Source organism: Macrococcus epidermidis, from assembly GCF_024205965.1.
Classification (GTDB): Bacteria; Bacillota; Bacilli; order Staphylococcales; family Staphylococcaceae; genus Macrococcoides; species Macrococcoides epidermidis.
In genome coordinates, this window is sequence record NZ_CP073819.1 from 2,210,911 (window position 1) to 2,224,582 (window position 13,672).

Here is a 13,672-nt window from a genome sequence, read left to right on the forward strand (position 1 = left end):
TTGCACACCTGCAAATTTTAGAAAAAAAAACAATAAAAAAACCATTTGATTTAATCGGTCACACACCAATGGTAGAAATTACAGCATTCCCATTAAATAAGGGAAATCGTATATTCGCAAAACTAGAGAATCATAATTTAGGTGGTTCGGTAAAAGATCGTCTAGGTCTAAATATTATTACGAAAGCGTTAGATCGCGGCGATATTAAAAACGGTCAAGTCGTAGAAGCAACAGCCGGAAATACTGGTATCGGGTTAGCTCTCGTATGCCAGAAGTATGATTTAAAATTACGTGTATACGTTCCAGAAAAGTTCAGTGTTGAAAAACAAAGCATCATGCGTGCTTTAGGTGCAGAAATTATCAATACACCAACAGAAAAAGGGATGCTATTTGCACGCGAGGAAGCTTTGAAATATGCACAGGAAACTGGCGCATTCTTCACAAATCAATTCGAATCACCTGATAATCCTTCTAGTTATGAAGGACTTGCCAATGAAATTATCGCGGATGTTGGACGCGTTGATATGATCGTAGCCGGCGCTGGCTCAGGTGGTACGTTTACAGGGCTAGCACACTACTTTAAAGATGCACATAAAGTAATCGTAGAGCCGGAAGGTTCAATATTAAATGGTGGAGCATCAGGCAGTCACAGAACTGAAGGTATCGGTGTTGAAAAATGGCCAGACTTCTTACCAAAAGATTTAATCGATGCAGTTGAAACGATTTCTGATATCGATGCTTTTACAAAAGTGTCAGAACTTGCTAAGCTTGAAGGGTTAATGCAAGGTAGTTCATCTGGTGCTGCATTACAGGCGGCTTTAAATCAGCAACAACACTTTACGAATCAAAATATCGTAGTCATCTTCCCGGATGCAAGTGACAGATATTTATCACAAGCAATATTTAATATTAAAGGAGAATAACAATGAAGAAAAAGACAATGTTGATTCATGGTGGACAAACGACTGATGCTTTTACAGGATCAGTCAATGCACCAATTTATCAGACAAGTACATATAAACAAGATGGTATTGGTAACTTACGTCAAGGTTATGAGTATTCTCGTACGAAAAACCCAACGCGTACTGCCTTAGAAACATTAATCGCAGACCTTGAACATGGACACGAAGGTTTCGCATTCGGTTCAGGTATGGCAGCAGTATCAACAGTAGTGATGCTGTTAAATGCTGGTGACCATATCGTAGTAGGTAGCGACGTATACGGCGGAACATACCGTGTATTTACTAAAGTATTTGACCGTATCGGTATTAAATCAACGTTTGTAGATACAACAGATGTTGAAGCGGTAAAAGCTGCAATTACACCTGAAACTAAGATGTTATATATCGAAACACCGACAAATCCATTACTCAATGTTACTGACATTCGTGCAATGGTAGAAATCGCACAAGCAAACCACTTAATTTCTGTAGTAGATAATACATTTATGACACCATATTTCCAGAATCCAATCGATCTAGGTGTTGACATCGTATTACATTCAGCAACAAAATATATCGGTGGTCATAGTGATGTTGTAGCAGGATTACTTGTTTCTCGTACACCAGAATTATCAGAACAAATCCACTTTATCCAGAACTCTGTTGGTGGCATTCTTGGGCCACAAGATAGTTTCTTACTTGTACGTGGTATTAAAACACTAGCATTACGTATGGAACAAACTGAAAAAACAACGATGAAAATTATCGAATTCCTACAATCACAAGATAAAGTAACAAATATCTTCCATCCATCATTATTAGATGCAGAACGTAAAGCAATTCATGAATCACAAGCAACTGGATTTGGTGGTATGATTTCTTTTGATGTCGGTTCTAAAGAAAATGCTGAATTACTTGTAAAATCTTTAAAATACTTTACATTAGCTGAATCATTAGGTGCAGTTGAAAGTTTAATCTCTGTACCAAGTCAAATGACACATGCATCTATTCCACGTGAACGTCGTTTAGAATTAGGCATCACTGATGGATTAGTACGTATTTCAGTGGGTATTGAAGATAGTGAAGATTTATTAGAAGACTTAAAAGAAGGATTTGCATTACTTAAATAATTAGGAGGCACATCATGACACAAAAAATGAAAGTTGAAAGCTTTAACTTAGACCACACAATCGTAGACGCACCATTCGTACGTTTAGCAGGTATTAAAGAAGGTATCAATGGCGATGTTATTAACAAATACGATATCCGTTTCAAACAACCAAACAAAGAACATATGGAAATGCCTGCACTTCATTCATTAGAACATTTAATGGCTGAGAACATCCGTAACCATACAGATAAAGTTGTAGATTTATCACCAATGGGATGTCAGACAGGATTCTACCTATCACTAATTAATCATGATGACTATGAAGACGTGTTAGTTATCCTTGAAAAAACATTAAATGACGTTCTTGCTGCTACAGAAGTACCAGCATGTAACGAAGTACAATGCGGATGGGCTGCAAGCCACTCATTAGAAGGTGCGCAATCTATCGCTAAAGAAATGTTAAGTAAAAAAGAAGGCTGGAGAAATATTTATCAAGAAGGTAAAGCACCAGCAGAATAATTAAAAATCCACCTCGGCTGAGGTGGATTTTTTTCTAACTCAATCACAACAAATCATTGATTAAAATCTAATTAAATTAGTGGCTGCATAAACATCATCATATTCGTTCAATACTTTTAACTGTTCATCAACAATATCTAAATGATATGGCCCAGTCATCTCACCAATTTCATACATCTTTGCACGATCAATGTCATCATGCTTCTTAAAGTTAAACGTTACGCTGTAATCTGACTTTTCTCCGGTACCATATACAAGTTCACCTAAAACTTTAGCTGTACCATTACCTTCAAAATAAGACTTCAATTCAAGTGGTAATGTAAACCTGAAGCGATAATGTGGTGTATTATGCATTAAATAATTGTATAACACACGATCAATTCTATAATCTAAGCGGAAAGCAACACCATTATCGTTTGGTGTTACTACTAAATTCTTCACCATAAAGTGTGGCATATGAAACTCTTTACCTACAGCTTCAGGTGGTGTCGATTCCGGTTTTACAAGTTCAACATTGACGCTTTTTTTCTTCTCATCATTATGTTTCAAATTTTGTACCTCATCGTTTTGTTTTTGATTTTTCGTCAAGAAATAATATAGTGCTCCACTCGCTGCAACAAATACAATTGCACCGACCGCACCAGTCGTCTTTTTACAGTTACATTTCATAGTGACGTCCCCTTTATCTACGTTATTTTATTTCACTATACCCCATTCATCCTTCTTTTAAGCGAAACTATTAAAAAACTATAAAAATCTATAAAAATCTATAAAAAAAATAAAAAACATGTTATTGTAGTGTTTGTACTTTAAGAAACGAGGTTTTATTTATGCTTTTTACACGAACACCAGTAAATAAACTTTTACCGTTCGTATACACAACACTTTTCGTTATTTTTATATTACTTATATTTGAGCAGATACTACAAATGATTATTGTTTTATTATTTCCGGACATATATAGTGTATTACCCTTTACTTTAGACTTTTTCTTTACCGAAAACATTAGTGAACTTACAAATATTCCTTCATGGATTATTATTCTGATTGTCATCATTCTACTTATCGCAATAACATTCTGGGTAGTAGAATTACTCGTAAAATATAACGAGCGACAGGAAGAACTATACATCGGTGATATCACAGACCATCATCTTTACTTAGCCATATTCACACGTCCAAATGTTAATATAACAGACCTACCAATCTATACCGGAGACTTTATGCGTGATAATAAAGGGACTTCAAGCACTTCAGAAACGAATAGTACACCAGGTGAACTCTATAAATTCATGCATGCAGCACTGTTTAGTAAACCACTTGATGAGGTCTTCTATATTCAGCATATTAAAGTTCAGAAAGAAACATGGCGAGGACTTAAATTTACAGGCGAAGCGATAACGAATAAACGTAATCTTCTCGTACGTAAACAGAAGAAATTCTTCCTTTCTAGTTCAGTCAATGATTACGATAAAATGAAAACATTCATTAAAAGTATTGCTGAAAACTAGTATTTACAGATAATTTACTTTAAATTCACTCCATCTCAATATTTAAAGGGTAAGATGTCTATCATGGAGATGATAGACATGTTTACAGAAAAAGAACGTTTAAATTTAATTATGTCGTATGGTTTAGAAGAATCCATCGATCTTTATAATAAATATTATGATGAAATCCATTCTATAGATCTTAAAAAATTTAAATCAACAATGAGCATCCAGTATGATTTGCCACAAAAGCTTGCTGATGCCATATACTTTATAGAATATCATTATAAAAATCGGGGTACCCACTTTGAAGAGATCATGGACTTCTTTAATACTTTACGCGCGATTGAACGACAAGTGATTTAAAAATGGCTCACTACAAAATGTAGCGAGCCATTTTTATTTGTGCGTCTATTTCAATTCACTCAAATAACTATCCCCGAAGTCAGGTAATTTCACTTCGAAGTTATCAGCGATTGTAGCGCCAATTGAAGCAAATGTGTCATGTCCTGAAAGTTCACCATTACCAATCGATTTAGAATACATCAATAACGGTACATATTCTCTCGTATGATCTGTTCCAGGCATTGTTGGATCATTACCATGATCTGCAGTAATGATTAATAAATCATCTTCACGAAGTTCATCTAATAATTCACCTAAACGCTCATCAAATGCTTTAATCGCATTCATATAACCTTCTTTATCACGGCGATGTCCATACAACGCATCAAAGTCTACTAAATTCAGGAAGCTGATACCATCAAAATCAGATTTCACAACGTCCATTAATTTATCCATACCATCCATGTTATCTTTCGTACGGATTGACTCAGTAACACCTTCGCCGTCATAAATGTCATTAATCTTACCGATTGCGATAACGTCTAAACCAGCATCCTTCATTTCATTCATTACTGTACGTCCGAAAGGTTTCAACGCATAGTCATGACGGTTAGATGTTCTCGTAAAGTTTCCAGGTTTGCCAACATATGGTCTTGCGATAATTCGTCCGATTAAATACTTTGGATCTTTCGTATATTCACGCACTTTCTCACAGATTTCATATAATTCATCTAACGGAATAATATCTTCATGTGCAGCAATTTGCAGTACAGGGTCAGCTGAAGTATAGACAATTAAATCGCCTGTTTTCATTTGGTGTTCGCCCCACTCGTCAATGATTGCTGTACCCGATGCCGGTTTATTGGCAACAACTTTGCGTCCAGTCATTTCTTCGATTGCTTGTACGAGTTCTTCAGGGAATCCATCAGGATAAACTTTAAATGGTTTATCGATATTTAACCCCATAATCTCCCAGTGTCCAGTCATCGTATCTTTACCAACTGATGCTTCTGATAATTTCGTATAATAGCCAACCGGTTCATCTACCTTATTTACTACTGGAAGTTCAGCAATATTTCCTAAACCTAAACGCTCTAAGTTTGGTAGCTGTCCTTCGTAACTTTCTAACGTATGTTTCAAAGTGTGACTACCAACATCGCCAAACTTGTCAGCATCCGGTGCTTCACCGATACCTACAGAGTCCATTACGATTAAATGAATTCTATTAAATTTCATGATTATCTCTCCTTTGCGTTGATCTGATTTGACTTGATTTTCCGCTCGACTTGTCCAATATCTCATGTTTATTGGACACATCGCTCTCACGTCCAATCCAAATCCAACTACTCAGTAATAACTTTATGAATCAATACTGGTGCTTCTGCACTGTCTGCAATTTCAATATTGTCGTAAATCTTATTCATAACGTCTTCTACATTATCTCGGTTTGCATATATTGTTACAAGTGATTCGCCCGCTTCAACTTTGTCGCCGACTTTTTTACGTAACATCAATCCTACCGCTAAATCAATAACGTCTTCTTTCGTAGCGCGTCCTGCACCAAGTAACATCGAAGCTACTCCGATTTCATCTGCAACAATCTTACTTACAACACCACTTGCTTTCGCTGGTACTTCAATCACATACGCTGCTTGCGGTAACTTAGATACATCATCTACGACTGACGCATCTCCACCTTGGTTAGCAAGGAATGTTTTAAACTTCTCTAAAGCTTTACCATTATCAATCACTTCCTGTAATTTCGCACGCGCTTCATCTAAAGATTGTGCTTTACCGGCTAACACAACCATTTGACTTCCTAGCGTAAGCACAAGTTCTGTTAAGTCTTCCGGTCCTTCACCGCGTAATGTTTCAATCGCTTCTTTAACTTCTAATGCATTTCCGATTGCAAATCCTAACGGTTGACTCATATCAGAGATTATCGCCATCGTATTACGTCCGACGTTATTTCCGATCTTAACCATTGCATGTGCAAGCTGCTCTGCATCTTCTTCTGTCTTCATAAATGCTCCGGCACCTGTCTTAACATCTAATACGATTGCGTCAGCTCCTGCTGCAATCTTCTTACTCATAATACTTGATGCGATTAACGGAATACTGTTCACTGTTCCTGTTACATCACGTAAGGCATATAATTTCTTGTCTGCTGGTGTTAAGTTGCCTGTTTGTCCGATCACTGCCAATTTATCTTCATTTACAATCTTAACGAAGTCCTCTTCTGAAATTTCAACATGGAATCCTTCTACCGCTTCTAATTTATCAATTGTTCCACCTGTATGGCCTAATCCACGCCCACTCATCTTCGCAACAGGAATATCAAGCGCTGCTACTAATGGTCCTAATACTAAAGTTGTTGTATCACCAACACCGCCAGTTGAATGCTTATCAACTTTCACACCTTCTATAGCGCTTAAGTCAATCTGATCGCCACTTTCAACCATCGCCATCGTTAAGTTAGCACGTTCTTCATCATTCATATCCTGGAAGAATATCGCCATCGCTAAACTTGATGCCTGATAATCAGGAATTTCTTCATTTGTATAACCTTTAATGAAGCATTCAATTTCTTCTTTCGATAATGCATGTCCGTCACGTTTCTTTGCAATAATATCTACCATTCTCATCATTAATGACCTCCATTTATTTTGTAAGCGTTTTCTTTTACATGAAAAGTGAAAGGGAATTAATAATCCCCTTTAGCTTCTTCACCCTTTAAAATTTGTACACCTGCTGATGCGCCGATACGTGTAGCACCTGCATCAATCATCGCTTTAACATCTTCATAAGAACGCACACCACCAGATGCTTTCACACCCATATCAGGTCCTACTGTTTCACGCATTAATTTCACATCTGCGACTGTTGCTCCACCTATTGAGAATCCTGTAGAAGTCTTAACGAAATCTGCCCCTACTTCTCTCGCAATTTCGCAAACTTTCACTTTCTCTTCGTCAGTTAACAGACTTGTTTCGATAATTACTTTCGTCGTAACATCTCCTGCAGCATCGACTACCGCTTTAATATCTTCACGTACTAAATCAAAGTTGCCACTCTTAGCCGCACCGATATTAATTACCATATCAACTTCACCTGCACCATTCGCAATCGCATCTTTCGTTTCAAATGCTTTTACTGCTGGTGTATTAGCACCTAACGGGAAGCCGATTACAGTACATACTAAAACATCCGTACCCTCTAATAAAGCATGTGCATACTTTACGTGTGTAGGGTTCACACAAACACTCATAAATCCGTATTCACGTGCTTCTTGTGCAAGCTGTTCGATTTGGGCAGTCGTCGTTTCTGGTTTCAAAGCAGTATGATCAATATATTTCGCTAAATTCATATTATTTATTCCTCCCTTATATTCAAATCCATTATAACAGATATTGAACAAAAGTAAAAACGATAAATGAAATTACGTTCAAGTTAAATTAATTGCTTAGCTGTAATGCTATCAGTTATCAGGACATTCGGGATACCACCAGCGAGAGCACCTCGAATAGCTTCTACTTTATGTTTACCACCTGCAACGAGTATGCTTGTTGGAATCTGCTTTAATGTATCCAGCGTCACACCCATCGTACGATCATCGACCCAGACATCAGCAATTCTCCCATTCTTATTATAAAATCTTGAACAGATGTCACCCACCGCTTCATGCTTCAGACGCTTCACTTCATCGTCCGATAAAAAGCCAAGCTTAAACAACAGTGCTTCATCACGCACTGTACCGGTAGTATATATCGCAACATCACATTCACTTGCCATGCTTAATATCCCTTTAATATGGCGATCTTCACTCACTAATTGTTTCACCTGTTTGTTATCAAAAATAACAGGTACAGGTAAATCACGCGGAATGGAATTAAAGCTCTTTGCAAATAAAGCTAACGTTTCGTGCGAATTCGTCTTTATATTTGAGTATGAAATACCACCCTTTAACTGAATGGTAGACACGCCAGTTAAATTCGTCGGTTTCATTAAGTTAGCAGTTTCATACATCGTTTTTCCCCAGCTTATGCCGACAACGTCATTGTTCTTCACATTTTCATGAAGAAATTCTGCAGCTGCTTCTGCTATAGCACTGAGCACAATTTCGTATTTATCACTAGATACTTCTTTAATTAAGACATGCTTTAAATTATATTTTTCTTTCAGTAATTCTGCGAGTTCTTCACTTTTCTCATACGGGTCATGAATCGTTATATTAACAATCCCCATATCTTTAGCAAATTGAAGTTGTCTCGATACTGTCGGTCTGGAAATATTAAGTTCATCAGCAATAGCTTTTTGTCCTAAGTTTTCTTCGTAATACATTTTAGCGATTCTGATACACTGTTTGATTTTTTCTTCCATTATGCTCACCTCTACTTACATCCATTCTAAGGGAAAACAAAAAAAAATACACTTCAATTCCATTGAAGTGTATCAATTAATTTTTTAACTAATTTAATTTTAAATTATCCTAAGAAAGATTTTAACATCCAGTTATGTTTCTCTAAACTTGTAATCATACCTAAGAACATATCAGCAGTCATTTCATCATCTGCTTCTTCAGCTGTAGTTTTACCTTCTTCTAATTGTTTAATCACTTTATCAAAGTCTTTAGATAAATCTTTCACCATATCTTCTGCAGATAAATTTTTCTTCGCTTCTTTTACAACAGATAAATCTAAACTTTCTTTTAACGTTGCAATAGGATTTCCTTCAATCGCTAAAATACGCTCTGCTAATTCATCGATGTAAACATTAGCCTCATCATATAACTCTTCGAATTTAGTGTGTAAACTGAAGAAATGTGGTCCTTTTACATACCAGTGATAGTTGTGTAATTTCGTATAAAGCACCGTCCAGTTCGCCACTTGTTGATTCAATGCTGCTACTACTTTGTTTTCTTTTGTTTTTTTAGCCATCAATAATCTCTCCTTTTAATTTCTTATTTATATTAATTATTATATTATAATCATTCTAATTAATAAAGTGATTTTGTCTGTATCAATTTTAAATAATTGGGTATACTATTTAAAAAAGAGGAGGCAACCATGTTTAGAAAATACATATTACCTATTATTATCGCAATACTCGCTGCTACCATGCTGCTCACAATCGATTACTGGAAACTGCCGTTAACCGATATACTTACTTCTACCCCATATATCGTTGTGTTATGCATATTTGCTGTATTATTTGCTATTATTGCCTTTATTTACAGTAAACTTGCCTATAAAGTAGATAACGACCCTAGTTTAGAACATTATGAACAGGACAGAGCATCATTTAAGAAATTTTCTGAGATGAATATCGCTATCATTATTTCATTTTATTTTGCACTCGGATCAATTTTATTAATCAGTATTAATGATGCACCATTATATCTAGGAATTATCAGTATTATCGTGTTAATCATCGCAGTCCTGATGCGCTACTATGGATATAGCATGATCAACAAGTTGTATCCGGAACGTGACTTACCTGAGAACTTTGAAGCAGATTTCGATGATAAGCTTATCGATTCACTCTCTAAAGAAGAAATGTATACGATATTTACAGGTTTATATAATGCATTTAAAATCACGAATATTTTATTACCTGCAGCAATGATGCTGATTACAATCTATGGTTATGCGACTGGCGTACCGCAACACTTCGCACTGTCAGTTATCGCTGCAGTCGCAATCATCATCAATATCGTCTATCAAATTACTGTGAGAAAGATGATTTAGACCATCTCATATCACTACAATGCCGGATACTCAAAGTATCCGGCATTGTTGCGTTTATCTAAAAGCTCATATATAAAAAAGACACCCAATAATGAGTGTCTAACAAATTATGCTTGTCGATGTTCTTCTAATAATGGCTCATCCGGTTTAACAAAGAACCATAGGATAATCGCAAGTGCTGCCGGAATTAACATTAAATAGAACGTTGTATCCCAACCAAACTTCTGCACTAATACCCCACCTAAGAATGGACTTAAGAATGCACCCACGTTACCCCAAAGGTTCATCCATCCTGAAACCGTTCCTGAGAAGTTACGTCCAAGGTCAGCCGCTGATGCCCAGCTCATACCCATTGATAGACCAACACCACCTAAACATAGTGATAAGTAGATGATGTTCATCGTCATATCATTCGTTTGAACGGATAAGAATAACGAAATCGCGAATACGATAAATCCAAAGATTGCGATACTTGAACGTGCTTTAAATTTAGAATGACCACGTGCAACGATTGCATCTGAAATTGATCCACCAGCCATGATTAATACGAACATCATTAACCACGGTGCTGCCGCTAAGAATTTCATATCCTTTAAAATAACGTGATATTCTTCTTGCAGGTAAGTTGGTAACCAGATTAAGAATAATGTGATTACAAACTGTACTACGAAATATTGACCCGCAATTGCAAAGAAGCTGAAACGTGTGAAGAAACGTCCCCAAGGTGCAGTTTCTTTCGTAGCACCACCTACAGCATCACGGTTCTCCATGATATAAAGCTTTTCTGCTTCATTGACCATCTTATGTTGTTCAGGTAAATCTTTAGCAATAACAAGCCATAAAGCTGCAATAACAAAGCCGATTGCACCAAAGATATAGAATACAGCTTGCCAACCAAATGCTTGGTAAATGGCAATGGTTACGAATGGAGCGATAACTGGGCCGAAGTAACTACCAGCAAGTAAGGCGCTTGAAGCACGCCCTTTTTCTGATTTCGCGAACCAGTATGTATTGAATACAGCGTTTGAAGGATACATAGGTCCTTCACCAATACCGAATAAGAAACGCATTGCATATAGTAAACCGTGATGTTTAACAACACCTGTTAGAATCGTAAATGCACTCCACCAAACTAATGCAAATGTTAATAACTTTTTAGGTCCAAATTTCTCAGCCATAATACCTGCTGGAACCTGCATTAAAGCATAACCTGCAGCAAATATTGACCCAAGCATCCCAAATTGTGCTTTCGACATGTTTAAGTCTTCCATCATTGGTCCCGCAATATATGAGATATTCGCTCTATCCATATAAGCAATAACCCCGATAACAAAGAACATCAATGCGAACATCCAACGCACATTAGACTTTCTTTCATTCATAATATATTCTCCCCCATAATCGTTTTCGACTCACTCAGTCATCCGATGACTATATTTTTTGACTTCTCAAAAATACCACAGGATAAAATCGTTTACAATACCTTTGTGAAAAAATAGTATATATTTTTTTAACCGCTTCAACACGATAATAACAAGCATTGAGGAACTTATTACAAACATTAAAGTTATTAATTTCACATAGTTGTTACAGTGTTATATTTAAGAACTATATAACAGTTCTAATAACTCATAACGCTATAATCCTTCTCTCTATTGATAATTCATATAAAGACGATTAAAACTACAAAAAATAAAGTAATATTTCGAATATATGTTATATAAAAATATTCTGAAAAATAAAACAGATAATTTGTAACACACGACACGAATTGGTATAATATAACTGTTATAAAAATTAAATTTCGTTAAGGAGTGGTTGTCAATGAAAGCAGCAGTATGGTATGGTCCTAAAGATATTCGCGTAGAAGAAAAAGAAATTCGTGATATGAAACCGAACGAAGTACGTGTGAAGGTTTGATACGCTGGTATTTGCGGCTCAGATTTACACGAATATCAGGAAGGACCTGTATTTATTCCGGTCGATAAAGATGATGAATTAACAGGCGGAAAAGCACCTTTGATTATGGGACATGAATTCTCTGGTACAGTTGTTGAGGTCGGAAGCGAAGTAAAAGACTTTAAAGTTGGTGACCGTGTATCTGTTAACCCAACGATAACACATGGTAAAAGTATCGATGAACTAGATGTTTATGATGGCTTTAGCTTTATCGGATTACACACAGACGGTGGTTTCACTGACTTAGTAAACGTACCTGAAGTTAATGTCTATCACTTACCGGACTCAGTATCATTACGTGTCGCAGCAACAATTGAACCATTGGCAGTAGGCGTTCAGGCTGTAAAAGAAAGTGAAATTGAATTCGGTGATACCGTTGCAATCTTCGGTGCCGGTCCTATCGGATTATATACGACACTCGCAGCACGTGCAGCTGGCGCGAGAAAGATTATCGTATTAGACTTATCTAAAGAACGTTTAGAAAAAGCATTAGAATGTGGTGCTACAGACATCATCAATTCTGGTGAAGTAGATGCAGTTGAAGCGGTTAAGAAAATCGTACCAGGTGGCGTAGATCGTTCATTTGAAGTAGCCGGTGTTGCACCAACGTTTAAACAGGCAATCGATGCTACACGTCCTCGTGGTAAAATGGTTATCGTATCAATCTTTGCAGGAGACATCTCTTGGCCACCATTACAATTAACAAACACTGGTGTGCAAATCACATCTACAATTGCTTACTCTAGAGCAAGCTACCAACAAACAATCGACTTATTAGGTAGTGGACAAGTGGATACTGAAAATACGATTACAAAAGAAATCGAATTAGATGATATCGTTACTGAAGGTTTCGAAACATTAACGAACGACAAAAACCAAGTGAAGATATTAGTTAAATTAAACGGCGAAGGATAATAAACCATCCTTCAATCTTGCAAAATACAAAAAAAACAAAACGGAGATAAGCATCATGCTTATCTCCGTTTTATTTTTATAACTTTAGTTATTACTATATTCTCTTCTAAACTCTTCCGTAAATGCTTCAAGTTTAAAGTCTTCCGGTACCTGCTCAGTACGCACAACCAATACATCACATTTCGCGTAACGTACAATCGCTTCTGAAACACTACCCATTACAAAACGTTCTAATGCATTAATACCGTTAGAGCCACAAATAATTAAATCGCAATTTGCTTTCGGCGCTATTTCTTTAGTAATAACCTGACGTGCTGCTCCGTGACCAATCTTTGTATCCACTGATTTCACGCCTTGTTCTAAAGCAATTGCTTTATAACCATTCAACATCTTCTCAGTGTACTTATCAGCATTCTCATGCAATGAGCCGCGTTCACTTTCAACATTCGCATATGTTCTAATATCCACGACATGTACTAATGTAATCGCTGCATTATTTCTTTTCGCGATATCGACACCTTTTTGGAATGCATACTCACTCACTTTTGAACCATCTACCGGTATCAAGATATGTTGATACATCATTTGTAACAGCCCCTCTCTTATCTTCATCTTTAGTATATCATCAAAATGAAAACGCTTCAT

14 protein-coding genes and 1 pseudogene are annotated in these 13,672 nt (G+C 36.5%); 7 read left to right on the forward strand and 8 right to left on the reverse strand.

Translation table 11 applies throughout. From position 1 onward, the window contains the following. Positions 1 to 32 precede the first annotated feature (32 nt). From KFV12_RS11840 to KFV12_RS11850, 3 genes are read left to right on the forward strand one after another with little or no spacing between them, the layout of a single operon-like run. Positions 33 to 923, forward strand: a complete 891-nt coding sequence (locus tag KFV12_RS11840) for a PLP-dependent cysteine synthase family protein (RefSeq protein WP_275542457.1) — start codon at positions 33 to 35, stop codon at positions 921 to 923. A 2-nt stretch (positions 924 to 925) separates the two neighbouring features. Beyond that, positions 926 to 2,071, forward strand: coding sequence for a bifunctional cystathionine gamma-lyase/homocysteine desulfhydrase (locus tag KFV12_RS11845; protein ID WP_254256827.1), 1,146 nt, complete (start codon positions 926 to 928; stop codon positions 2,069 to 2,071). Positions 2,072 to 2,085: 14 nt separating this feature from the next. Beyond that, a complete protein-coding gene (locus tag KFV12_RS11850; RefSeq protein ID WP_254256828.1) occupies positions 2,086 to 2,571 on the forward strand; it encodes an S-ribosylhomocysteine lyase in 486 nt (161 codons plus the stop codon). Positions 2,572 to 2,631: 60 nt separating this feature from the next. Here the strand turns inward: KFV12_RS11850 and KFV12_RS11855 are convergent, their stop codons facing one another. Beyond that, positions 2,632 to 3,240 (reverse strand): hypothetical protein, encoded by a 609-nt coding sequence (locus KFV12_RS11855; protein ID WP_239243256.1) that lies wholly within the window; start codon positions 3,238 to 3,240, stop codon positions 2,632 to 2,634. A 161-nt stretch (positions 3,241 to 3,401) separates the two neighbouring features. Between KFV12_RS11855 and KFV12_RS11860 the strand changes: the two genes are divergently transcribed. Beyond that, on the forward strand, positions 3,402 to 4,082 hold the full coding sequence (locus KFV12_RS11860) for a hypothetical protein (protein WP_254256829.1): 681 nt from the start codon (positions 3,402 to 3,404) through the stop codon (positions 4,080 to 4,082). Positions 4,083 to 4,160: 78 nt separating this feature from the next. Continuing rightward, entirely contained in the window at positions 4,161 to 4,427 is a 267-nt protein-coding gene (locus tag KFV12_RS11865; protein ID WP_099581507.1) for a hypothetical protein, read from the forward strand. A 45-nt stretch (positions 4,428 to 4,472) separates the two neighbouring features. Here the strand turns inward: KFV12_RS11865 and deoB are convergent, their stop codons facing one another. The 5 genes from deoB to KFV12_RS11890 form a co-directional block, all read right to left on the reverse strand. Further along, on the reverse strand, positions 4,473 to 5,648 hold the full coding sequence (gene deoB / locus KFV12_RS11870) for a phosphopentomutase (protein ID WP_254257657.1): 1,176 nt from the start codon (positions 5,646 to 5,648) through the stop codon (positions 4,473 to 4,475). Positions 5,649 to 5,749: 101 nt separating this feature from the next. Beyond that, the gene (locus KFV12_RS11875) at positions 5,750 to 7,051 is read right to left on the reverse strand and encodes a pyrimidine-nucleoside phosphorylase (protein ID WP_254257658.1); all 1,302 of its coding nucleotides are present in this window, start codon (positions 7,049 to 7,051) and stop codon (positions 5,750 to 5,752) included. 59 nt (positions 7,052 to 7,110) lie between these two features. Then, the gene (gene deoC / locus KFV12_RS11880) at positions 7,111 to 7,773 is read right to left on the reverse strand and encodes a deoxyribose-phosphate aldolase (RefSeq protein ID WP_254256830.1); all 663 of its coding nucleotides are present in this window, start codon (positions 7,771 to 7,773) and stop codon (positions 7,111 to 7,113) included. Positions 7,774 to 7,856: 83 nt separating this feature from the next. Then, positions 7,857 to 8,786 (reverse strand): sugar-binding transcriptional regulator, encoded by a 930-nt coding sequence (locus KFV12_RS11885; protein ID WP_254256831.1) that lies wholly within the window; start codon positions 8,784 to 8,786, stop codon positions 7,857 to 7,859. Positions 8,787 to 8,890: 104 nt separating this feature from the next. Further along, positions 8,891 to 9,343, reverse strand: coding sequence for a Dps family protein (locus tag KFV12_RS11890; protein ID WP_239243252.1), 453 nt, complete (start codon positions 9,341 to 9,343; stop codon positions 8,891 to 8,893). Between the two features lie 129 nt (positions 9,344 to 9,472). On the opposite strand from KFV12_RS11890, the gene KFV12_RS11895 reads away from it, so the two are divergent. Then, a complete protein-coding gene (locus KFV12_RS11895) occupies positions 9,473 to 10,153 on the forward strand; it encodes a hypothetical protein (RefSeq protein WP_111716631.1) in 681 nt (226 codons plus the stop codon). Between the two features lie 107 nt (positions 10,154 to 10,260). Here KFV12_RS11895 and KFV12_RS11900 read toward each other — a convergent pair whose 3' ends face one another. Continuing rightward, on the reverse strand, positions 10,261 to 11,535 hold the full coding sequence (locus KFV12_RS11900) for a pyruvate MFS transporter (RefSeq protein WP_254256832.1): 1,275 nt from the start codon (positions 11,533 to 11,535) through the stop codon (positions 10,261 to 10,263). Between the two features lie 442 nt (positions 11,536 to 11,977). Here KFV12_RS11900 and KFV12_RS11905 point away from each other — a divergent pair. After that, a pseudogene (locus KFV12_RS11905) lies at positions 11,978 to 13,027 on the forward strand (2,3-butanediol dehydrogenase). Positions 13,028 to 13,111: 84 nt separating this feature from the next. Here KFV12_RS11905 and KFV12_RS11910 read toward each other — a convergent pair. After that, positions 13,112 to 13,672, reverse strand: a complete 561-nt coding sequence (locus KFV12_RS11910) for a universal stress protein (RefSeq protein ID WP_254256833.1) — start codon at positions 13,670 to 13,672, stop codon at positions 13,112 to 13,114.

Excerpts from the sequence above, each read along its gene's own strand:
- KFV12_RS11845 (WP_254256827.1), top strand. The coding sequence starts at position 926 with ATGAAGAAAAAGACAATGTTGATTCATGGTGGACAAACGACTGATGCT.
- KFV12_RS11850 (WP_254256828.1), top strand. The coding sequence starts at position 2,086 with ATGACACAAAAAATGAAAGTTGAAAGCTTTAACTTAGACCACACAATC.
- KFV12_RS11855 (WP_239243256.1), bottom strand. The coding sequence starts at position 3,240 with ATGAAATGTAACTGTAAAAAGACGACTGGTGCGGTCGGTGCAATTGTA.
- KFV12_RS11860 (WP_254256829.1), top strand. The coding sequence starts at position 3,402 with ATGCTTTTTACACGAACACCAGTAAATAAACTTTTACCGTTCGTATAC.
- KFV12_RS11865 (WP_099581507.1), top strand. The coding sequence starts at position 4,161 with ATGTTTACAGAAAAAGAACGTTTAAATTTAATTATGTCGTATGGTTTA.
- KFV12_RS11875 (WP_254257658.1), bottom strand. The coding sequence starts at position 7,051 with ATGAGAATGGTAGATATTATTGCAAAGAAACGTGACGGACATGCATTA.
- deoC (WP_254256830.1), bottom strand. The coding sequence starts at position 7,773 with ATGAATTTAGCGAAATATATTGATCATACTGCTTTGAAACCAGAAACG.
- KFV12_RS11885 (WP_254256831.1), bottom strand. The coding sequence starts at position 8,786 with ATGGAAGAAAAAATCAAACAGTGTATCAGAATCGCTAAAATGTATTAC.
- KFV12_RS11890 (WP_239243252.1), bottom strand. The coding sequence starts at position 9,343 with ATGGCTAAAAAAACAAAAGAAAACAAAGTAGTAGCAGCATTGAATCAA.
- KFV12_RS11895 (WP_111716631.1), top strand. The coding sequence starts at position 9,473 with ATGTTTAGAAAATACATATTACCTATTATTATCGCAATACTCGCTGCT.
- KFV12_RS11900 (WP_254256832.1), bottom strand. The coding sequence starts at position 11,535 with ATGAATGAAAGAAAGTCTAATGTGCGTTGGATGTTCGCATTGATGTTC.
- KFV12_RS11910 (WP_254256833.1), bottom strand. The coding sequence starts at position 13,672 with ATGAAGCGTTTTCATTTTGATGATATACTAAAGATGAAGATAAGAGAG.